Origin of the sequence: Bradyrhizobium sp. 26S5, assembly GCF_036923295.1 — a bacterium.
GTDB classification, from domain to species: domain Bacteria; phylum Pseudomonadota; class Alphaproteobacteria; order Rhizobiales; family Xanthobacteraceae; genus Bradyrhizobium; species Bradyrhizobium septentrionale.
The window spans coordinates 3,658,074-3,678,400 of the sequence record NZ_CP145948.1 but is presented as its reverse complement, the minus strand read 5'-3'; the positions used below and the strand labels follow the sequence as shown (position 1 = coordinate 3,678,400).

Annotated in this window: 17 protein-coding genes and 2 pseudogenes; 3 read left to right on the top strand and 16 right to left on the bottom strand. The window is 59.3% G+C overall.

Features of this window, described 5'->3' with window-relative positions:
• Positions 1-125 precede the first annotated feature (125 nt).
• The 16 genes and pseudogenes from V5279_RS16865 to V5279_RS16790 all read right to left on the bottom strand — a co-directional run bounded on the left by V5279_RS16865 (position 126) and on the right by V5279_RS16790 (position 16,658).
• A complete protein-coding gene (locus V5279_RS16865; protein WP_338699187.1) occupies positions 126-1,304 on the bottom strand; it encodes an MBOAT family O-acyltransferase in 1,179 nt (392 codons plus the stop codon).
• A 44-nt stretch (positions 1,305-1,348) separates the two neighbouring features.
• Positions 1,349-3,049 (bottom strand): SGNH/GDSL hydrolase family protein, encoded by a 1,701-nt coding sequence (locus V5279_RS16860; protein ID WP_338699185.1) that lies wholly within the window; start codon positions 3,047-3,049, stop codon positions 1,349-1,351.
• A gap of 90 nt (positions 3,050-3,139) precedes the next feature.
• Positions 3,140-5,002 (bottom strand): HAD-IIIC family phosphatase, encoded by a 1,863-nt coding sequence (locus V5279_RS16855; RefSeq protein ID WP_338699183.1) that lies wholly within the window; start codon positions 5,000-5,002, stop codon positions 3,140-3,142.
• A 74-nt stretch (positions 5,003-5,076) separates the two neighbouring features.
• On the bottom strand, positions 5,077-5,331 hold the full coding sequence (locus tag V5279_RS16850; protein WP_176540020.1) for an acyl carrier protein: 255 nt from the start codon (positions 5,329-5,331) through the stop codon (positions 5,077-5,079).
• 525 nt (positions 5,332-5,856) lie between these two features.
• Entirely contained in the window at positions 5,857-6,621 is a 765-nt protein-coding gene (locus V5279_RS16845; protein WP_338699179.1) for a hypothetical protein, read from the bottom strand.
• 195 nt (positions 6,622-6,816) lie between these two features.
• On the bottom strand, positions 6,817-7,671 hold the full coding sequence (locus V5279_RS16840; protein WP_338699177.1) for a transposase: 855 nt from the start codon (positions 7,669-7,671) through the stop codon (positions 6,817-6,819).
• Between the two features lie 92 nt (positions 7,672-7,763).
• Positions 7,764-8,627, bottom strand: coding sequence for an IS21-like element helper ATPase IstB (gene istB, locus V5279_RS16835; RefSeq protein ID WP_166107168.1), 864 nt, complete (start codon positions 8,625-8,627; stop codon positions 7,764-7,766).
• Positions 8,627-9,496 (bottom strand): annotated as a pseudogene (locus V5279_RS16830) (Mu transposase domain-containing protein); the annotation flags it as partial. The gene istB (V5279_RS16835) and the pseudogene V5279_RS16830, both read right to left, overlap by 1 nt.
• A gap of 118 nt (positions 9,497-9,614) precedes the next feature.
• Positions 9,615-10,457 (bottom strand): IS21-like element helper ATPase IstB, encoded by an 843-nt coding sequence (istB, locus tag V5279_RS16825; RefSeq protein ID WP_176535476.1) that lies wholly within the window; start codon positions 10,455-10,457, stop codon positions 9,615-9,617.
• Entirely contained in the window at positions 10,454-11,986 is a 1,533-nt protein-coding gene (gene istA, locus V5279_RS16820) for an IS21 family transposase (RefSeq protein WP_422389058.1), read from the bottom strand. The genes istB (V5279_RS16825) and istA (V5279_RS16820) overlap by 4 nt, the downstream gene beginning before the upstream one ends.
• 180 nt (positions 11,987-12,166) lie before the next feature.
• Positions 12,167-12,817 (bottom strand): annotated as a pseudogene (istA, locus tag V5279_RS16815) (IS21 family transposase); the annotation flags it as partial.
• A 72-nt stretch (positions 12,818-12,889) separates the two neighbouring features.
• The gene (locus tag V5279_RS16810) at positions 12,890-13,255 is read right to left on the bottom strand and encodes a transposase (protein WP_338699175.1); all 366 of its coding nucleotides are present in this window, start codon (positions 13,253-13,255) and stop codon (positions 12,890-12,892) included.
• Between the two features lie 330 nt (positions 13,256-13,585).
• A complete protein-coding gene (locus V5279_RS16805; RefSeq protein WP_338701228.1) occupies positions 13,586-13,837 on the bottom strand; it encodes a helix-turn-helix transcriptional regulator in 252 nt (83 codons plus the stop codon).
• Between the two features lie 285 nt (positions 13,838-14,122).
• Positions 14,123-14,887, bottom strand: coding sequence for a hypothetical protein (locus V5279_RS16800; RefSeq protein ID WP_338699173.1), 765 nt, complete (start codon positions 14,885-14,887; stop codon positions 14,123-14,125).
• A 1,128-nt stretch (positions 14,888-16,015) separates the two neighbouring features.
• Positions 16,016-16,162: a hypothetical protein gene (locus V5279_RS16795; RefSeq protein ID WP_338699171.1), complete on the bottom strand. Its 147-nt coding sequence runs from the start codon at positions 16,160-16,162 to the stop codon at positions 16,016-16,018.
• Positions 16,163-16,397: 235 nt separating this feature from the next.
• Positions 16,398-16,658, bottom strand: a complete 261-nt coding sequence (locus tag V5279_RS16790) for a helix-turn-helix transcriptional regulator (RefSeq protein ID WP_338699169.1) — start codon at positions 16,656-16,658, stop codon at positions 16,398-16,400.
• Positions 16,659-16,731: 73 nt separating this feature from the next.
• Here V5279_RS16790 and V5279_RS16785 point away from each other — a divergent pair, with 73 nt between their 5' ends.
• The 3 genes from V5279_RS16785 (at position 16,732) to V5279_RS16775 (ending at position 20,149) form a co-directional block, all read left to right on the top strand.
• Positions 16,732-17,562: a YqaJ viral recombinase family protein gene (locus V5279_RS16785; protein WP_338699166.1), complete on the top strand. Its 831-nt coding sequence runs from the start codon at positions 16,732-16,734 to the stop codon at positions 17,560-17,562.
• A complete protein-coding gene (locus V5279_RS16780; protein WP_338699164.1) occupies positions 17,549-18,679 on the top strand; it encodes an ERF family protein in 1,131 nt (376 codons plus the stop codon). The genes V5279_RS16785 and V5279_RS16780 overlap by 14 nt, the downstream gene beginning before the upstream one ends.
• A gap of 471 nt (positions 18,680-19,150) precedes the next feature.
• Positions 19,151-20,149 carry an acyltransferase gene (locus V5279_RS16775; protein WP_338699162.1) on the top strand — a complete coding sequence of 333 codons (999 nt, stop codon included), beginning with the start codon at positions 19,151-19,153 and terminating at the stop codon, positions 20,147-20,149.
• Positions 20,150-20,327: the final 178 nt, after the last annotated feature.

Sequence of the window (20,327 nt, the reverse complement as noted above, 5' to 3'; positions counted from 1 at the left end):
GCATTTCCAGTCAGAAGTTTTGATAGATGAACGGCTTCCCGCCTCCGTTCATGAGATAAAGCACGATCAATATTTTGATCGACAGCCAGCCCAACGAGACAAGACTCCTCACAGAAAGACGCATATCATGCACCACCTAGCATTGCACGGAAATATTCCAACCACCTGCCGTTAGTCGCCATCCAGAGCACCAGGCTGATGCTAACAAACACATAGGTCAAAACCGCCCATGCGGCGTGCTGAACCACGCTCAGCGCCTGAACTGCTCCGCGCGGACGCCAATGCTGGCGGACCTGTATTGCCACCAACACCAGGCCATGAAGCAGGCCGAACACGAAAAATCCCAGGGCAGTGCCATGCCAAAGGGCGATCAGAATCATGATCATGCAATAGGCTGCGGTGATCAGCGGCCAATGCATCGTCCGTCGCGTCCTTGAAAGAATGACCTTGCAAATCGGAGTGAAAATGTAGTCCCGCATGAGCGAGCTCATCGATATGTGCCATCGTTCCCAGAACTCCTTTATGTTGACGCTGCTGAACGGCCGGTTGAAGTTCTCCCGAATACGGATTCCCATCAGGGAAGCAATGCCGATTGCGATGTCGCAGTAACCGCTGAAATCGAGCCAGATCAGGAACAGTTGCAACAGCGCGGCAATCCACAGGACGCTGGTCGCCGTATTCGCGGGATCGGTGACGCCAGCGACGCTGAACGCAGTGAGATTGTCGGCAATCACGAATTTCTTGATATATCCGTTCGCTATGCGGTGCAGCGCGGGTAGCACGATTCCCGGGCCGCCGAGCGGAACGCCATACTGTTCGACAAACGGCTTGTACCGCTCGATGGGACCGGCCAGCACCGTCGGAAAGAACAGCATGTAGTTCAGGTAGTCGAGAAAGCCCGATCGTTCGACGAGTTCAACCTCCATCAGATAGCTGATTGAACGAAACACTAGATACGAGATGCCGATGACGGTAATCGGAAAACGAAAAAACGGGTTGACCGGAGCGAGTAATGTCGGATCCTTCAGCAGAAAAAGGAACGCCCAAAGCGCCACGATGACGCCTGCCTGACTCCATCCCGACCAGCGAAGCGCGGTACGTACTTTGCGCAATCCCGCCAGGTAGACGACCACCAGCAGGCCTGCGAGCAAACCACAGGCGCCGATCGACGTGAGGTAGGTTGACAGAAAGACAACGTTCAAGGCCAGGATCAGCAGCCGGCGCTGGAACGGGCTCTGCAGCAGCCGCGCAAGAACGATTGCAGCCGCCGCCAAAAGCAGAAACGGCGCCGAATTCAACGTCACTGCTTCGTCCTCTTCTTGAGCGGTTGCAAACGCCGCACCGGGCCCTATTTCCCGAAGAAGCCCTTGATGCGATCAAGCCAGCCGACGCGCAGCACGGGCGATGGAGCTGCAGCCGGAGCTGGAGCGGCCGCAGTTGTCGCAGCACCGCGCTGTGGGAACTGGGCCTTGAGCCAGGCGTAGCTGGCGCCTGCAAACTGACGCGCACCGCGATTGTTGAAATGCGTTCCGCTGTTGTAGGGCATGCCATCGATTCCATCGACGACAAGGTTGCTTGGAATGATCTGCAGGTCGCTGCGCGATTTGGCGACTTCAGCCATCAGCTCGATATATCGATGGCGATTGCGAAGCTGACGCCAGCGCGTGTACGTGGGACCATAATTGACGATGAAGGACCGTTCCGAATAGTTGTAGCTGTTTGGCATCACCGCCCCAAAGATCGCCTTGGGCGCGATTTCACGCAAATGGTTGAGGAACTCATTCATGTTGGCGATGAACTGTCGTTCGACCGCCGAGTTGTCCGCATCGGGATCCAGGTTAAACGTGTCATTATCGCCGATATTCAGCAGCACAATATCTGGCACCTTGTCGTGCAGCGCCTCCTTGAGATAGCGGCGCATGTCGAGATGCGGGGGCCCGTTGCCATCCTTGAAGATAAACGGGCTCTTGCTCGGCATGTTCGGGTTCGCCGGCGGCTCGTCAGAGTACAAGGTGAGCATGGTCTGCACGCTGTAGCCAGGGCTTGCCTGGTGATACATCGAGTCCAGCGGCGGATGGTTCTGGAAATCGGGATAGTTTCCATACCAGTACTTGATGCCGCCGATGAATTCGACCTTGGGATTGCCCGGGCCGGACAGGTAGTCGGCGAAATAGGCCGGCCAATACATCGACGGCAGACTGTGTCCCACGATCAGGATCCGCAGCGGGTCAGCCTTCTCGCTTTCCTGCCCGGCATTTGCGGGGACGACAACGACTTTGGTCGAACCTTCGGCGATGATCTTGCCGTCCCAATCTGTGACCTTGATCTTCAAGACGTGGTCGCCGACATTCGCCTCTGTTGGAGCAAAGTCGAGGCTTCGGCGATTTTGCGCCGCGAATCCGAGGGCATCCCCTTCGGGCACGAACAGCACATCGTCGAACACTTTCACCAGGACGAGATCGTCATAGAACACCTGCTGGCTGGTCCCCGCCACCAGATAGATTTTTTCCGGCATCATAAACCCGACGGCATTGGGTGCCGCCGAGGTGCTCGTTTCCTGGAACGGGAAAGGAAGTGTCGGTAGCGGCGAAGGAAGCGCTCCATCGAGTTTGACATCCTTCAACTGGAGCGTGGTGTCTCTCTTGAGCAAGGTGGCCAAGCCAACCTGTGTCCAGCCCCCCTTGGCACCCCCATACTCGCTCATATCCTTCATGCTCACCAGCAGAACGCTGACCGAGCCGAGCTGTTTGTGTTCGGGGCGGGCGAACAAGCGCGCGCCTTCGACGAGCGCGGTATTCAGCAGCAGAACGTTCTGGTCGGTTTTTGGCAGAGCCTTGAGCTGAGCATCCTTGTCGAAGACATTCAGGATGAGATAGTTCTCGCCGCCCTTACCCTTCCAGAATACGCGATCAGTCGGCTTCAATTCCAGACGTTCTGGGCCGGCGGCATGCGCCACCCCGCTCGCTGCGATCGACACGAGCAAGGCCACGAGCCCCGCGATCCACAGCAATCGCCCCTCGATCGTCTTGGTAAGAGCAGCAGATTTCATCGCCGTTCCTTCGGTAAGTTAAAGTGTCGCGGTCGCTTCACGATGGAGCAACGGCAATCAAGCATGGCGTGCTGGCGGAATCCCGACATCTCACCCGAGGCTGCTAAGCACCACCATGGGCAGGTCGAGCGGATACTCCCGCGCCGTACCGGATCGCCACACCGTTCCGCTGTCACTCTCTTCGACCAAATCGAACCCAAGGCGTCTGTAAAAATCCTTCACCATCTCGTTCTTCTTGGTCGGCCGATAGCGGCCCATGACGGTATCTATTCCGGCCTTTCGCGCGTGCTCCAGGACCTGCTTCATGGTCGCCTCTTCCACCTGCCGGCTGAGCACACGGCAACTCATCAGCCAGGTGTCGATCTCCCAGGTCTTGGGGCCAGCGTCCCTGCAGATCACTACACTGATCATGCCGTTGTCGCCAAACTTGTCCGCCAGGCGCACCTGCAGTGTCCAGATGTCCGGATCACCTTCCATCGCCTCTACTTCAGCTTCCGTATAGCGACGGGTGGTCAAGTTGAACTGGTTCGTCTTGTTGATCAGCTGAACGATGCGGCTGCGGCTGATGCGGTCGAAATGCGCAAACGAGATATTCATCTCGAGCGCCTTCAGGAATTCGTGAGGGTCGCGCGATACCAGTTGCAGTTTCGAGCGGCTCGCATTGGCGCGATATTGATCGGCGCGCTTGGAATCCTCGCTGGTGAAACTCAACGCTTCGAAATAGCCCGCATTCAACATTGCCCGCGGATACAGGCTGGGATCGTCGGGAAGTTCGGGGACCGCTACGGCGTCGAGGGTTTCGCGAACCTGAATGCGTTCCGCCGGATTGTCGTCCAGCAACACAAGGCTATCGACGCCAATATCCAGCGCGCGGGCGATCTCCTCGAGATTGGTCGCTTTGTCAATCCAGTTGATCTGAAAAACGCTGATGTGCTCTTCCTTCAAAAGCATTTCGGGGTGCTTTCGGAAGGCCTCCAGCGCCGTGGCCTCGTTGTTCTTGGAGGACACCGCGAGAATGATACCGCGTTCGCGGAGCCGCAGCGCCATTCGCTGGACGTCGAGAAAGGCCTCTCCGGCCGCGCTGCCTTGACCGAGAACGATATCGTCGACCCCTAGGTCTCCGATTGCCCCACCCCACAGGGTGTTGTCGAGGTCCAGCACAAGACACTTCTTGCTCTTGCCCCGCATGGCTGCAAGCAGTCGGACCACATGATCGGCGTAAACCGGAAGGGCCTGCTGGGCGAATGCCAGCTTCGCCAAATTCCACTGGGTTTGCGCATGCCAGTTGAGCCCTCCAACAGCATTGGCAAGACTCTCGACGTCAAGCAGGAGATCGCCCGGGGATTGCGCAACGAGTTGGCGAAGAGCGGAATTCAGATCCTGGACGAAAGCCCGCACGTTGCCATTGAGCACGAGATCGGCATTGCCAAAGACAGGCTCTGGCGGAGACGAGACGGTCTGGAAAATAACGACGGTCGGTCTCGCGGCCTTGATTGCGTCCCGGGTCTGGACGAGAAAATCCACCGCGGTTTCGACTTGCTCCCGATGACTCACGCCGGCCTGGAGAGTTGCCGGAAAACCCCGATGGTCCAGCGCAAGCAGGACGGCGTCGCAGGGCGGATGATAGATGCGTGACGATGGATCGACCGCTTCGCTCAGTAGCCGACCATACTCCCCAACGGCGATATCCACGTCGAGTCCGTATCGCAAGCCGGTAGCGGCAAACGCTGCCGGCAAAAAATCGGTCGTCGAATTGGACAGGACACCGAGACGAAACCGATCCAGCGACATCCCGTCTTCAAGTCGCGATTTCGCGCGCGCAAGTTGTTCCAGCCGGGTACCGTCGAGCCTGTACCCGGCGAGGCGGACCAGGCTCCTTGCGTCCGTTGCTTCGCGGCAACGCTTACGAAAATCCTCAGGCGCTTCAGGTAGATGGGATAACAGGGTGAGCATCAGGTGACGGTCGTGTTTCCAGGTCAGTCAAGCAATGGCGTTTCTTCCGCTCTTCCGTCGGGTCTCGCTGGGCTCTACTTCTTCCCCTTACCGAGCTTGCGATCGATCAACCCGGCCAACTGGCCAACATTTTCCAGCCCCGTGATTTCGACCGTGGAAAGCGTGATGTCCAGCGCCTGCTCGATTGCCACGATCAATCGGACATGGCCCAGACTATCCCAACCCTCGACCTGACTTGCGGTCAATTCCGGTCCCAGCACGATCTCGTCATTATCGAACACGTCCCGAAAAATCGGCAACAGTCGATCCATCGTTGCTTCATACGTCATCCAGATACCTTGTCCTACCCCAAAACAGGCGCCTAGTTACCTTGCCGCGGCCATTATCTCAAGCGGCAAGGGTGCCATCCTGTCGGAACTAAGGCGATCTGCGAGGAGCAGCAATGGACCTCCGTGGAGCCTCCTTCGCGCGGTCTCGAGGTCCCGCAGCCTGCTGCAGGCTCGACCTGCCGACCCCTGCAGGGAACCAGCCGCCGGCCCGTGTACGGTCGGCTGGAGAGAGGCCCCGAAGCGCCAAAGAAATTGTCGGCAGCGATGCCGTCACTGTACTGCGGATGGATCGTCCGCCCTCGAACTGAATGCGGCTGCCGCCGCGGCACGAGCAGGCACTTGACCAGCGGTTACCTCAGTCCGGACGGCGGATCGGCGGCTGATCGAGGCGGTTATGTTCGAACGGCGACCACGGTTTCGAGCAGTGAGGAATTTCCAATGATGAAAGGGCCATTGCAAACCGCACATGCAGTTCTTTCAGATTGATATATTCTATCTAAGGTAGTGTAGCGGCTCGCGATCTCGCTAGTTGGCCTTGCCGTTAACGACCCTCGCCTTCGCCGCACGATCGAGCTGTTTCTGCGCCCTCACCCAAAGCAACCGACGCAATGCACGATCTATGGCAGCATCCAAGCGCTCCTCGACCGCGAGGTCGTCTATGGTCTTATCGGCGGCAAGAAACTCCGCGGCGGCCGGAAGATATCCATTGGGATCGGGGCGGCGCTCGCGGATACGAGGCATCAGAACGTTGTCGACTTCCTTTTTCAAAGCAATGATCCAGAGTTCCGTAGTCTCAAAGCTGTCTTCGCGCACGTTTGAGTTGAGATGGTCTCGGCATTCGGTTGACAAGAACGAAATTCCCAATCTCAAGAATCTTACGTCCGACTCGCGATGGAGGTTAGCGCTGAAGTGCAGCAGGCGCTCGTAGTCGTCGCGCGGATAGCTGCGCTTCTCTGTGAGAGCATCCTTTATAACCTCGAGGACTTGCGGCGGCCTTTCGTTGAATACCCGATTCTGCACCTTGTCGAGAGCGACTGCCGTATCCAGCTTCCGCTTTGCGCGTAGGCGCTGCTTGCGCCATTGGCAGATTAAGATGGTTTCCACACAATCAACTTCGATTGGTCCCTCGGGGCGCCATTCTTGCCAGATCGCGCGGCGGAGTTCCTGGAATGCGTCCGGATCCTCCCACGGCAAAAGCTGAACGGAAGAGTAAGCCCCATGCTTGAGTGCGTTCGGCTTGCGCAGGCGCCGCGCCGGCACGCTCTGATTGTTCTTCTTTTCGGGCAGCATCGCTCGGTATCCTCGGTCGACTTGAGAACATCGGGTGTCCGTTGCGATTCAATTTCCCGGAGCGATGTGACGCAGGGCGACAATAGAACGCGAGAAGACAAACCCAATCGAATTCGTAGGATACTCGAGATCAGATCGCCTAGGAGCCCGTCCAGATATGTTTTCGTGACGGGCATTTGTTGTAGAGTAGCAGGCTCAGGCTGCGTTTGCGAGGTTGAACAGCTTGAGGAGGTTATGGACGGTGCAGATCATTGTCCACTCGGCGCGCACTTTCTCGATGCCCCGCAACAGGAACTGGCGGAAGCCTCTTGCCTGTTTGATCTGCCCGAACACCGGGTCCACCACTTGCTTTCGCAATCGGTAGGGTGTTTCGAAGCCGCCATCGTCGATCTTCTTTCGCATGGCCTGTGTCAGCGGGCCGCCGACTTTTCCGTTCGCTACTGTCGGGTGCTTGGCGCGTCCGGGCGCGACATAGCCATCGATGCTGCGTGTGTCGAGCGCTTCGAGATTGGCTTCGCTGCAGTAGCCGGAATCCGCTGAGGCCTGCCGCGGCTTGCGGCCAAGATTGCTCTCGATGGCCTCGATCAGGGGCACCAACTGGCCCTGATCGCTGCCGTGCAGGGTCAGTTCTTGCGCGACAATGATCTGGGCATGTGCATCGACGGCCGCCTGGGCATTATAGGCCTGAACGAAGCCATCCTTCGACTTCATGATGCGGCTTTCCGGATCGGTGAAGTTGCGTTGCGCCTTGGGATTGGGTTCCTCCGATGGCAGCGCCGCCGGTTTGCCCGGCTTCTTGCGGCCTTCGGCCTGGCGCTGCTGTTCCTTTTCGGCCTCGATGCGGCGCTCTTCCTCCGCCGCCAGTTTGGCGTCCGCTTCCAGCGCCGCCATCGCTTGCTGGATCTTCGCCAGCCGTTTCTGCTTGTCGACGGTCCAGTCCGGCAGTTCGTCGCTGTTGCCGAAAGTCTCATCCTCCGAGGCATCCGCCGCCTCGGCGGCCGCCAGCATGCGAGCGACCTCGGCCTTCAATTCCGCCTCGCGCTTCTTCATGCGCTCATAACTCATCGCCTTGTGTTTCGACGCGTTCGCCTTGATCTTCGTACCATCCAGCGCGACATGACCGAGCTTGACCAGCCCGGCTGTCAATCGGCGTTCGACTGGGACCCCCTATCGGCATCCAAAAGGGACCCCTTTGATCGGCGTGCTCTGCTGGTAGCGCTCGGGTCGTCGGAGCTGGTCGGGGTTGCGGAGACGGCGCGAGCGCGGGTTGTTTGAACATCGTCGCGGCTTTTGAATCGCCAGCTGTCGTTGCCGGTCTCGACGATGTCGCAGTGATGGGTCAATCGGTCGAGTAGCGCGGTGGTCATTTTGGCATCACCGAACACACTGGGCCATTCGCCGAACGCAAGATTGGTGGTGACAATGATGGAGGTGCGCTCGTAGAGCCGGCTGATGAGATGGAACAGGAGCTGACCGCCGGATTGCGCGAACGGCAGATAGCCCAGCTCGTCGAGAACGATGAAGTCCATGCGGGTCAGATGCTCGGCGAGCCGTCCCTGCCGACCGTTGCGGGTCTCGGTCTCGAGCCGGTTGACGAGGTCGACTACGTTGTAGAAGCGTCCTCTGGCGCCATCGCGGATGCAACTTCTGGCGATGGCAATGGCCAAGTGGGTTTTGCCTGTACCGGTGCCGCCAACCAGCACGACGTTGCGTTGTTGGGCGATGAAGCCGCCGCCAGCGAGATCATTGACGAGAGTCTGATTGATCGGCGTGCCGTCGAACTGGAAGTCGGCGATGTCCTTGGCGAGCGGCAGCTTGGCAATGGTGAGCTGGTATTTGATCGACCTGGCTTGCTTCTCGTTGATCTCGGCGTTGAGCAGGTCGCCGACAATGCGTTGAGGCTCGTGCTGGCGCTTGACGGCAGTTGCCATGATCTCGTCGAAGGCAGCCTTCATGCCGTAGAGCTTAAGTTCGCCCATGAGGTCGAAGATTTGGGTTCGTTCCATCAGATGGTCCTCCGGAGGTTGTCGTAGCGGGCACAATCGGCGATCGGTGCATGACGGAGCGTCAGTGCGGCCGGCGTCATGATGTTGGCCGGTGGGGCGGGTTCACGTTGACGGGCCAGGATATTGAGAACGACATCGGCGGAATGGACGCTGTGACTGAGCGCTTCGGCACAAGCCGCTTCCACCGCGGACAGACCGTCAGTCAGCACCGCGGTGAGGATGTCGACCATCTGCCGATTGCCATCGTCGGTGCTGGCCAGCTTGCGCCGGATCCGCTCGATCGCGGCCGGCAGCACCCAGTCTTTGAAGGGAGCACCGTTGCGCAAGGCGCCGGGTTTGCGGGCGAGCACCGGCACATAATGCCAGGGGTCGTAGACGGTATCGCCGCGGCCAAAGGATCGCGGGTGCTCGGCAACGATACGTCCATCCTGACGGATCACGATGCGATCGGCATAGGCTTGAACCTCGACCGGTCGTCCGACTGCACTGGCTGCGACCGAGTACTTGTTGTTGTCGAAGCGCACCAGGCAGGTCTTCGAGACCGATGCTGTCACCGCATGGAAGCCGTCGAAGCGGCCGGCATAGGGAACGAGTTTGGGGCGTTCGGCTTCGAACACGTCCCAGATCGTCTGATCGACCAGCTCCGGATGGCGATGAGCCTTGGCGTAGGCGATGCACTTGTCGAGCAGCCAGGCGTTTAACTCGTCGAGGTTTTTGAACCGCAGCCGCGGCGTGAAGAAGCGCTCCCGGACCAGCCCGACCTGGTTCTCGACCTGCCCCTTCTCCCAGCCCGACGCTGGCGTACAGGCGACCGGATCGACCAGATAGTGGCTGCACATCTGCAGGAAGCGGCGATTGTAGAGACGGTATAGCGCGACAATCAGGATGAGAGCGGCGCGTCAATCAAGATGAGACGAGGCGGCCGAGTCAGGAGATAATTGACGCTGGCCGCCTACTTGGCAAGCGTTGATTGACGCTGCGCGACAATCAAGCGGCGCTGCCAGCGTCAATCACAGTCTTGTCGAGTTCGTTGGGGGTCGTGTGAACAGGTGGCCGGCCTGGACCGCGCTTGCGATCGAGGGCAACTTTTCGACGGTAACTTTCGACGTTCATCTCGAGGATCGTGGCGTGGTGGACCAAACGATCGATGGCAGCCAACGTCATTGCCTGGTCCGGGAAGATACGCCCCCATTCGCCAAATGGCTGATTGGCCGTGATCAGCAGCGAGCGTCGTTCGTAGCGGGCGGCGATCAACTCGAACAGCACACTGGTTTCCGCCTGATCCTTGCTCACATATGTGATGTCGTCGAGGATCAGGAGGTCATAGCGATCGAGTTTGGCGATCGCGGACTCCAGCGCCAGCTCGCGCCGCGCGACCTGCAGCCGTTGCACCAGATCAGTGGTGCGCGCGAAGAGAACGCGCCAACCGTTCTCGACGAGAGCCAGGCCGATCGCCGTGCCGAGATGGGTCTTGCCGCCGCCCGGTGGACCGAACAAGAGCAAATTGGCGCCGGCCTTCAACCAGGCGTCGCCAGCGGCGAGCGCCATCGCCTGTGCCTTTGATAGCATCGGCACGCTTTCGAAGTCGAAGGTGGCGAGCGTCTTGCCGGCGGGCAAACGCGCTTCCACCATGTGTCGCTCGATCCGACGGCGGGTGCGATCGGCCGCCTCGTGCTCGGCAAGGGCGGCGAGGAAGCGGGCGGCAGGCCACCCTTCCTTGTCCGACTGTGCGGCGAGCTTCGGCCAGATCGCCTTGACGCCCGGCAGGCGGAGCTCATTGAGAAGCAGCTCGACACGGGCAGCATCGACGGAGGTAGCGATACCGGTCATGCTGCCTCTCCCAGGTTCGAGCGGCCCGACATGACGCTGACGGAGGCGAGTTCATCGTAGACGTCGAGCGGCGCCAGCTTGACGGCGACACGCGGGATCGAGGCCGCCTCGGGTCGGAAGCGGTCGCGCAGCGCGGCAAGATCGGGTAACTGTCCGGCGTCCAGATCCATCGCGATCACCTCGGCGAGTTCTGCTTCGCAGGCGCGCTCGTGAGCCAGCGCCAGAAGCTCGACCGTCACCTTGCAGGCGCGCCGGTCATCACCATGCTCCCGCAAGGTCTCGAACAGACGTTTGTAAGCTGCACGCGGGAAGAGTTGGTCGCGATAAACGAGATTGAGGAGCGCCATCGGCTTGCGCCGCAGGGCATGGATGACGTGCCGGTAATCCACAACATGACCGCCCTGGCTCTCGGACACAGGCCGACCGCGCCGCAGCGTCACGACCGGCGTGACGCCAAGGAAGCATTCGAGCCGGTCGTCGAAGATGCGCACACGCAGGCGATGGCCGATCAATCTTGAAGGCACGGTGTAGAATACGCGCCGCAGGATGAAGCCGCCTGACGACGTCACCGGGATCACTTTCTCCTCGAAGTCGGTCGTGCGGCCTTTTGGCAGCGGCGCCAAGGCCTCCTTCTCGAGCGCGATCGGCTTGGCGAGGTTGGCGTTGCGCCGGCCGACAATCTCGTCGACAAAAGCCCGGTACGCATCGAGACTGGCGAACTCGCGCGTCCCCCGCAGCAACAGCGCATCTTCCAGTGCCCGCTTGAGATGGCCGTGCGCGCTCTCGATCGAGCCGTTCTCATGTGCGATGCCCGCATTGTTGCGCGTTGGCGCCATGCCATAGTGGCCCATCAGCCCGGCGTAGCGCTGCGTCAGATCCCCCCGTGCGTCGGCGGCCAGATTGCGGAATGCTGCCGACAGGCTGTCGCTGCGATGCTCCCGCGGCACGCCGCCAAGCGCCCACAGCGCGTTCTGCAAGCCCTCCGCCAGGGCGACGAAGCTTTCGCCGCCGAGCACGACATGGACATGCTCGAAGCCGGAGAACGCCAACCGGAAGTGATAGAGCCGGTGATCGAGCGGCTCACCCGCGATGGTAATACCGAGCGCGCTCACGTCGGTGAAGTCGGACAGACCCAGGCGGCCGGGCTCGTGCTGCTGGCGGAAGATCACGTCCTGTTCGGGGCCGTTGAGCGCCCGCCAGGCGTTGATGCGCCGCTCCAGCGTGCGGCGGATGTTCGGGTTCAAGTCATGATGCCGTCGGCGCAGCTCGTCCAGCACGCCGATCACGCGGATGCCGGGCGCAGCCTTCAGGATCGGAACGATCTCGGCGTCCCAATACTGCCCGAGCGGATCGGACCGGCGCCGGCCCCTCGGCGTCTTCTTCTGCGATGGCGGGCGACAATCGCCCTCGATTCGATACGCGCTTGCCTTCGAGAACCCCGCCTTGGCCGCGGCGGCCTCGGGGGACAGTGTCAGTCGGTACGTCATGTACAGCCTCATCTGGTGGTCGGTGATGTGGAGGCCAGGCAAGGCATCGATTCCCTCTTGTCGAGACGAACCAACAGCTTGCACCAGCCGCACCCGGCCGCCAGACGGGTCCAAAAACGCGCGACGCCGATGGGGACGGTCCTCCGGTCGGGCTGCGCCCTCCCTTCGGTCCGTCCCCATCGGCGCAGTCTCACCTTGATTGTCGCTGGAGTCTCACCCTGATCGCCGCCGCGCAAGACGGCCTTTACCGACAAAGATCGTCTCCACCGCGGTCTTCATGTTGTCGTAGATGCCGCGGGTGCAGGTGCCTTTGAACAGGGCGAATGCCCGGTCGTGGGCGTCGAACACCATCTCCTGCGTCTCCCGCGGATAGGCCCGCACGAACAGCATGCGACTGTGACAGAGCCGAACATGAGCAGCCTTCACCATCACCGTGGTGCCGCTCAGCAGGACCACCTCGTGGCTCCAGTCGAACTGGTAGGCTTCGCCTGGTGCAAAGCTCAGCGGCACATAAGCCGACGCTGTCGAGGTGCCGCGTTCCTTGGTCCACCGTCGGGCGTATCGACGAACCGCATCATAGCCGCCGGCATAACCCAGGCCGCGGAGTTCCTCGAATAGCCGGATCAGCGTCAGCCGTTCCCGCGCCGCCTTGCTCTCATTCCCTGCCAGCAACCGATCAAGCTCGGCACTCCAGGCACCCATCTTCGGGAGCGGCTGCGTCTCGCGCTCGTACCGGAACTCCGTCGCTTGAGAACGAATGACCTTGCGAACCACCTTCCGCGATACGCCAAGTTCTCGGCAGATCGCCTTGATCGGACGACCATCAACAAAGTAGGCGCGACGGATCTTACCAATCGTCTCCACCACCAGCATCCCAACCTCGGCTTCCATGACTCGATGGAAGCCACTGTGGACCCTTATCCCGGGGTCCCGATTGGATGCCGATCACCCCGAAACGGGGTCCTTATTCCATGCCGAAACACACCCGGCCGTCTCGCACAACTTCAGAACCTGCACGAATAGCGCGCCGAGCGCCTTCAAATGTCGCTTGCGAAAGTCGCTGATCGTCCGAAAATCCGGCGCATCCAGCGCCACGATCATCACAAAATCGTTCCGCTCCCGGCAGGCCTTGGCAATCCGACGCGACGAATACAGCCCACTCGCATAGCTATGCAGCAGCAGCGCCACCATCATCCGCGGATCAAACGGCGGCTGCCCAAGCCCGCTCACATAGCTGCCCATGATCTCCCTGAGATCGAGGCTCTCCCGCACCAGATCAACCATAAACCGCGAGACATGGCCTTTCGGCACGAAGTCCTGCACATTCGGCGGCAGAAGCAGCGTCTGATCGATGTTCCAAGGCCGAAAATACTTGCTCATCGCCCAATGTTGAATCAGACCCGACCAGATTTGAACAGCGACTATCCAGACAAGCTCCTAGCGGCGAGCAGAGGCCTATCCACTGCAATTTGCAATTCGAAGACTGCGGATATTTGGGCTCCGCGATTTGCGTACAGGTACCCAACCCTCGCGGAAATTCGAGTCCAGCTTCTCGATCAACTGCGAGAAACGGAATATCAGTCCTGAGCTGTAACCCTCTCGGCGCCTCTGCCCCGCTCTGACAGCCGCGCCACCAAGAATCTAGCGGTTCCGTTCTTCGGGCTTTCGCTTTTGAAGGCGCACTCCTGGTCCGCCGCCGTTCTCGTCGATGAACTCGACCCCCGCAGCTTGAAACGCGCGCTGGATTACCTCGAGGGTCGCGCGTCGCGGTGCGGCCGATCCAGCCTCCAGTTGATGAACAGTGACGACTCCGACCCCCGCCGCACGCGCAAGGTCCTGCTGACTCCAAGCTAGAAGTCCTCGAGCTGCCCGATACTGCGCTGGATTTATCATGCCATATGCGGGGCGCTTGAAAACCGATCGCACATCGTGCGCGCGATCCTTCAACCAACAGACTATCGAGCGATCGCAGAAGCTTCAGCTGACCCGGCTCTACTTGCCGCAATCGCGCCAGAGCTCGTTCAAAGGCGAGCTGGCCGCGCTCCCGGGCAAAATCGTTGTTGGGCTGCATGGCCGCGAGCCCGTGACGAAGTGCATTCATTCCGCGACCGCGCTTTGCCCTCAGGACTTCGTGGACCGGTACTTTTAATAGCATTTTTCCGGTTCGCGGCAACTTGCTTAGCAGAGGCCATATCGCTTCCTACGTCTATCATCTGCCCTGCGCGCCGCCATACTTCGTGGCATCGGCTGCTCCGGATCGCGACCGCGGTACGCTTCCTCCAATCGCTTTAGGCAGTCCGCAAGTCTTTTCTCAGCAGACTGGATTAGAAGATCGATCGCGGAGAGTGAATTTAGAGCCCTACCAAACGCTTCAGCGTCAACAGCGCTTCTGCCAAACCCATCGCATTCAAGCTTCTGCATAAACACTTTTTGATATTCCGGATCGACGAAATGCCTCATTGCGTCATTGCGAGCTGATAGCGTTGATTGATCAACTTCTGATTGAGCGACCTTGTCCACCGCATAACGTCTGTACAGTGCTTTGACTGCTCCGGGCCGCTCCTTCGCGATGATCGCAATCTTGAGGCCCTCATATCGCATGAGCTCCCATGCGGCGATCGTAGCTTGGAAAGTCAAAAGGTATTCGAAGTCTGTTTTGGGTCGCTGCTGGTTTTGCTCGAATGATTCGAACAGCTGGTTGAACTTGTCCTTATCCTCGTTTGGCAAAATCGGAGGATCGTCAAGCAAATCCTCAATAAAATCAGGAGTGTAGTCGGTATCGTCCCAACCTTCATCGGGATCTGCCAGCCGGCTGTCACCCTGGCTGACCAGGTCCCGATCCTCGGTCGTGCCCCTTCCAGTTGACTGCAAATTTTGTTCGCTGCTGCTCGGCGTAGCCTGGTTGTCGTCAGGTTGATTCTCTTCCGTAACCTCGATTTGCATTGTTCTACCTCGGTTTGTCGCGATTGCCGCGAGCAGGGCCTAGGTAAGTCAGCAAATGCTCCGCGGTGAAGCGTCCCGTGGTGGGAGAAATAGGGTGCCATCGCGTCTCGCCGGCACACGGACATTTTTCGATTGTGATCACATGGATAGTGCCCCTCGCAATGCGAGAGTTTCGCTGCCAGCGAGAGAGTTCACTGGCAGGAAGGTATTCAAGCTTGCCGAAGTGTAAGCTCGATATCGTGCTCGGCCTTCGCCACGCCGCGAACGGGCAATCTGAATAGAGCAGTTGGCTGAGAACTACTTAGGGGTCGACCGCCATGGCCGAGCTATTGGAGTTTTAGCGCCCCTTGCAGCCAGCCGGACTACCGAATCCACTGTAATTGGACTGAGACCTCGCACGCGAAGAAATTCTTGCAATGGGGGCAATACGAGTTCGATGAATTCCTTGAACGAGCCTCTCTCCGCGTACACGACCCTTCCCTTCGCCATTGCGACTGGCTCATGATGACGCCTGATCGTGCGACCGGTCGATCGGAAAATCGCTCCTAACCGCTCTGCGACGAGTTGGTTCGCGCAATTATGGGGGCGACCTCGCTTCTGGCTCAACTTAATGCGATGGAGCGACGCCAGTGCGGCCCGCGCAATGTTATAGTCGGTAGGCGTTTCGATCAGATAAGGACAGCGTGTTTGCTCGCTCCCCCAAATATCCAGCGAGAACGTCCTAGCGTTCTCGTTCCCACGCTTGTAGTCGCAAGCCATCTCCCATTGCACGGCCGCTGGAGTATCAGCCAAACAGAAGTGTGCGGGATCTCGCGCGATTTTTCGAAGAGTTGCGATGATGATTCGATCCGGCATAGCCTCACTGGCCATCGCTGCATCCATAAGCGCTCGAATGACTGGACCTAGCTCTTCTACTTCGTCCTTATCGAGTGGGCCGCACCAACCCGCACCGCGAGGTTCCAAATCACGCTCAGCGGAGTAATTCAACACTTCGAGAATAGTGGGAGCGCGGGAACGCAGCCCAGCTTCCATTAGGGCCCAGAGATACAGCATGGGCGTAGCCGTTTCGATGAGTTGAGCTTTGTGAGTCAGAGGCATGCTATTCGTCTCGTGATCGGCGCTCGGATTTCAGCAGCGCATTGCTTTTGTTTCAAACACAATGGTCAGGCGCCCCGCCGGCAAGCTTCGCTTGTTCTTCTCGGGCACCATCGCTCCTCGGTCGACCTTCCACATCGGGTGTTCGCCGCGCTCCAGTTCCGGAGCGACGAAACCCATGCGAGAATGGAACGCGAGAAGACAAACCCAATTGAATCCGCAGGGTACTCCAGGACCCGAGGAGCCGGCCGCCAGCACAAATCTATCCACAGCAATTTGTGATCGAGCACACGATCGCGGCGGAAACTCGAGTCCCGCTTCTCGACCAACTGCGAGACGTCGGAATCATCAATCCCGAGCTGCGGCCCCACACGGCACACCCCTACCGCCTCGCCGATGCCGCGCCACCAAAAGTCTAGCCTTTCCGTTCCTCGGGTTTTGGCTTTCGAAGGCGCACGCCTGGTCCGCCACCGTTTTCAGGGATGAATTGGACTCCGGCTTTTTCGAGCGCCTCCTGCATTTTCCGAACCGCCTCTTCCGACACAGTTCGCCGCTGCCGTTCAAAATCAACGACCGTCGAGAGGCCGAGGCTGGCGATCGACGCCAACTGAGGCTGGGTCATATCGAGCAGCGCCCTTCCTCCGCGGCATTGAGCAGGGGAAATGAATTTCAACATTTTATGTTGACTATCCTGATTCAATCGCATATCAACATTTTATGTTGATTGCTTTGATACAGTGGAGAATGCAATGATTCCCAATCAAAAATCTCACATTACTTTTAAGACGGATCGTCGTCGTTTTGTAGGCGGATCCGATGCCCGCATTATCATGGGGAGTGATGAAGCCGCTTTGGTCCGTCTCTGGCGAGAGAAGCGAGGCGAAATCGAGCCGGAGGACTTATCAAGCAACTTGATCGTACAGCTGGGCACAGCGACCGAGCCGCTGAATCGGCATTGGTACGAGAAGAATACTGGCCAAGTTGTAACTCACGTGCAGAAGCGGGTCTTTCATCCGGTCAAGCGCTGGATGGCGGCAACCCTCGACGGCATGGTGGAGGCCGCCAGCGCGGTATTCGAGGCGAAGTTCATGCTGCCATGGTCGTTCTCGGAAGAAACGGCCGCTGAAAAACACATGGCCCAACTGCAGCACAACATGTGGGTCACGGCTTCGAGGACCGCGGTGCTCTCGATCATCACCGGCGGCGGCAAATGGGTAGAGATCACCATTCCGGCCGATCCCTTGTATCAACACCTTCTGCTGACGGCGGAAAAGAAATTCTGGCGCTGCGCCGAGACCGGCGAGGCCCCTCGGCTGTTCGGCATTGAACCCCCGCGACCTCGGATTGAAGCGGTCCGAACGGTCGATATGAGCGCCTCCAATGCCTGGGCGGAGTTTGCCGGGGTCTTTCATCGGACGCGCTCCGCCCATCTCGAGCACGATACGGCAAAATCTGAGCTGAAGAAGTTGATGCCAGAAGACGCAAAAGAAGCGGCTGGCCACGGCCTTAGGGCCACCCGCTCGAAATCCGGTTCAATCAGCTTTCATGTTATTCAGGAGGCCGGTCATGCAGCAGTCTAGCGAAACGATCGGCGCGATCGCCGGCGCACTGGCCAAGGCCCAACTCGAACTTTCCAACCCCGAAAAGGCGCTGACCGCGACCATCCCTGCAGTCTTTCCGCGCGAGGAGGCTCGCAGCTTCAGATACGCCTCTCTAGCGAGCGGACTGGATCTGGTTCGCAAGTGCTTAGGGAACCATGAGATTGCAACGGTTCAAACGACAAGTATAGACCAAGCCACGAACCTTGTTCGTTTGACAACGGTCCTCGCGCATTCGTCCGGAGAATGGATGTCTTCGGAGTGGCCGGTGTGTGCCGTCAGCGAAATTAACGCTCCCCACCGAATGGGATCTGCCCTTACTTATGCCCGGCGATACGCTCTCTTTGCCCTTGTGGGTATCGCGGGCGAGGACGACTTGGATGCGCCGGACGCCACAGCGGCCCCGCCGCCCCCCGAGTTTCGGGCCGGCAATCGGCCCGACGTCAAAGGAAACAAAGGCGCCACGCAACGGCCTCCGCTACTCAGCCTGGATCGATCAGCCCAAACGAGGGAGCAGATGTTGGCGGAGCTCAACTGCTTAACGAGCGAGGACGACCTTCTCGCATGGGCCCAAGTCGGGCTGCCCAGAAAGAACACCCTCTTGGTGCCAGATGCCCGCGCCCTTGAGTCTGCCTATCTCGAGAAGCTGGCGGCCGTGCAGCAGGTGCTTCCTGACACAAGCGATAGCTTAAAACCGGATGCGTCCGTCGAGGACACCCCAAGCGATGCGACGGCTAATCTCGCATTTCCCAAAGAATCCGTGCGCAAGCGCAGCAAGGCTCACCTGCTTTTTGTCCGGGAACAGCCTTGTCTCGTTTGCCGGCAAAGTCCGTGCGATGCCCATCATTTGAAGTTCGCTCAATCCAGGGCTCTCGGCCGCAAGGTCAGCGACGAGTTCACCGTTCCGTTATGTCGCGCCCATCACCACGAGCTGCATCGACAGGGAAATGAAAGGGCCTGGTGGGCGAACCTGAAGATCGAGCCATTGCGGGTGGCGCATGACTTGTGGGCGACAAGTTCGATCCACAGTCCGCTCACCGCCGCCGTCGTCGGCGCGACTGCTCCCTCACGCCGGGGGTCGGAGACTTCCCCACGATGAACGGCTCGGCGAGGCCCTACTTTCGGCCGAGCCCCAGTTTCACATGATCGAAAGAAGAGCCCCTGCTCCAAGGGCGTGGAGCTGGGCGCAAGGGGTACTTGGAAGCAGCAGCAGCCGCGATGGTGGGCACAGGCACGCTATTGCCAGTTTGTCCTGCTCTATTGGTTTCGGATATAAAGTATGTGATCTGCAATTGCTGCGGCACCGCGAATTGGAGCCCCGGCGATACGCATCATCGCCGGGGCCCGCCCCATCACCCACTAAGCGCCCCCAGACGCCACCGCCGTTGCTTGAAAAAACTGGAGCAAACGGATTTCCGGATCAGTATGGGTTGACAGGTTGCCCAATCCGAGAGGAGTCAAAAAGCCGTCGCCCGAGCTCGGGGTTTGAGCTGGGGCTAATGGACCCGGTCCCGTTGTGCGCCCCCGCTCGCAGTGATACCTATCCTAGTCTCGGGCGGGGGCCGGCAGAGTGGACGTTCAGCATATTGGCCGCGGCAGCCCTAATCAAAATCCACATCAAGAGCTGAGAGCGCTAACAGGCCTTCGCGGCGTGGCCGCGACCGTCGTCGCCCTGGCGCACTTCCGGCCGCCCCTTCCCTACGACCTCGCTGTTTTCCTGTTGTGGCAGAATGCGGCCGTCGATCTATTCTTCTGCCTGAGCGGCTTCACTCTGTCCTACGTCTACAAGCGCAGGACATTTCGGTTTTCAGGCTACCTGACGGCTCGTATCGCCAGGGTCTACCCGCTTTATCTCGTCACCCTGATCGCTGCCGGCGCGCTCTATGTTTGGCCCTTGATGATCAATCCGCTAACCTATCCAGCCGGAACAGCACTATCCGATTTTTTTCGGCAAGCGCTCATGTTGAATGCGCGGCCGATCGTCGGTTCCGGCGTGCACTGGAATTTCCCAGCATGGTCGATCTCGATCGAGTGGTTTTGCTACCTCGTGCTATTTCCGCTGCTGCTCACGCAAAATGCCCCTCGCTCGACAGCAGCACGGCTGATCTGCATCATCGCGCTCTCGATTGTCTCCTATCGTCTGTTTATGGCCTACTTCGATGAGCACATTACGAGCCCGGAGCTCTACACGGCAAAAAGCCAATGGAGCTATTGGGTAAGTCTGATCCGTGGTATGTGCGGCTTCATTGCTGGATGGCTCGCCTTCGCCAGCTACGAGCAGCGCGACAAGGCATGCCACGCCGATCTGGCTGAGCTTCACTGCGATCTTGATCCTATGGTACGCCGGCTTCGTCCACTCGCAAGCGCTGGTGTTTCTTTTTCCTTTCGTGGTACTCGCCGCGACGAATTCGGCGGCGCCGACATCACGCCTGCTCGGATCGAAAGTGCCTCACTTCCTCGGCGTCATCTCTTATTCAATCTATCTGACACATTTCCTATGTCCTCACCCTGTTCTTGTGGACATGGCCAGCGATCGATAGCTGGCCGATATCGATTTACATCCTGCTGACTGGGTCAATACTGATCGTATCGACATGCACCTATTTTGCGATCGAGCGGCCGGCGCGCAGCGCGGTGCGACACTTCGGGCGCCTGAAGCTGCCTCGACAAAATCCGGCGCTCGGCACTGACGAAGGAACCTAGGCCAGAAACGGGCGGCCATCAGGCTGCTAGGACGACCTCACATC

What these genes read in the sequence shown, in the direction of transcription:
- V5279_RS16860 (WP_338699185.1), bottom strand. Translation starts at nt 3,049, where the DNA reads ATGAAATCTGCTGCTCTTACCAAGACGATCGAGGGGCGATTGCTGTGG.
- V5279_RS16855 (WP_338699183.1), bottom strand. Translation starts at nt 5,002, where the DNA reads ATGCTCACCCTGTTATCCCATCTACCTGAAGCGCCTGAGGATTTTCGT.
- V5279_RS16850 (WP_176540020.1), bottom strand. Translation starts at nt 5,331, where the DNA reads ATGACGTATGAAGCAACGATGGATCGACTGTTGCCGATTTTTCGGGAC.
- V5279_RS16845 (WP_338699179.1), bottom strand. Translation starts at nt 6,621, where the DNA reads ATGCTGCCCGAAAAGAAGAACAATCAGAGCGTGCCGGCGCGGCGCCTG.
- V5279_RS16840 (WP_338699177.1), bottom strand. Translation starts at nt 7,671, where the DNA reads ATGAAGAAGCGCGAGGCGGAATTGAAGGCCGAGGTCGCTCGCATGCTG.
- istB (WP_166107168.1), bottom strand. Translation starts at nt 8,627, where the DNA reads ATGGAACGAACCCAAATCTTCGACCTCATGGGCGAACTTAAGCTCTAC.
- istB (WP_176535476.1), bottom strand. Translation starts at nt 10,457, where the DNA reads ATGACCGGTATCGCTACCTCCGTCGATGCTGCCCGTGTCGAGCTGCTT.
- V5279_RS16805 (WP_338701228.1), bottom strand. Translation starts at nt 13,837, where the DNA reads ATGATAAATCCAGCGCAGTATCGGGCAGCTCGAGGACTTCTAGCTTGG.
- V5279_RS16800 (WP_338699173.1), bottom strand. Translation starts at nt 14,887, where the DNA reads ATGCAAATCGAGGTTACGGAAGAGAATCAACCTGACGACAACCAGGCT.
- V5279_RS16795 (WP_338699171.1), bottom strand. Translation starts at nt 16,162, where the DNA reads ATGGGTTTCGTCGCTCCGGAACTGGAGCGCGGCGAACACCCGATGTGG.
- V5279_RS16790 (WP_338699169.1), bottom strand. Translation starts at nt 16,658, where the DNA reads ATGTTGAAATTCATTTCCCCTGCTCAATGCCGCGGAGGAAGGGCGCTG.
- V5279_RS16785 (WP_338699166.1), top strand. Translation starts at nt 16,732, where the DNA reads ATGATTCCCAATCAAAAATCTCACATTACTTTTAAGACGGATCGTCGT.
- V5279_RS16780 (WP_338699164.1), top strand. Translation starts at nt 17,549, where the DNA reads ATGCAGCAGTCTAGCGAAACGATCGGCGCGATCGCCGGCGCACTGGCC.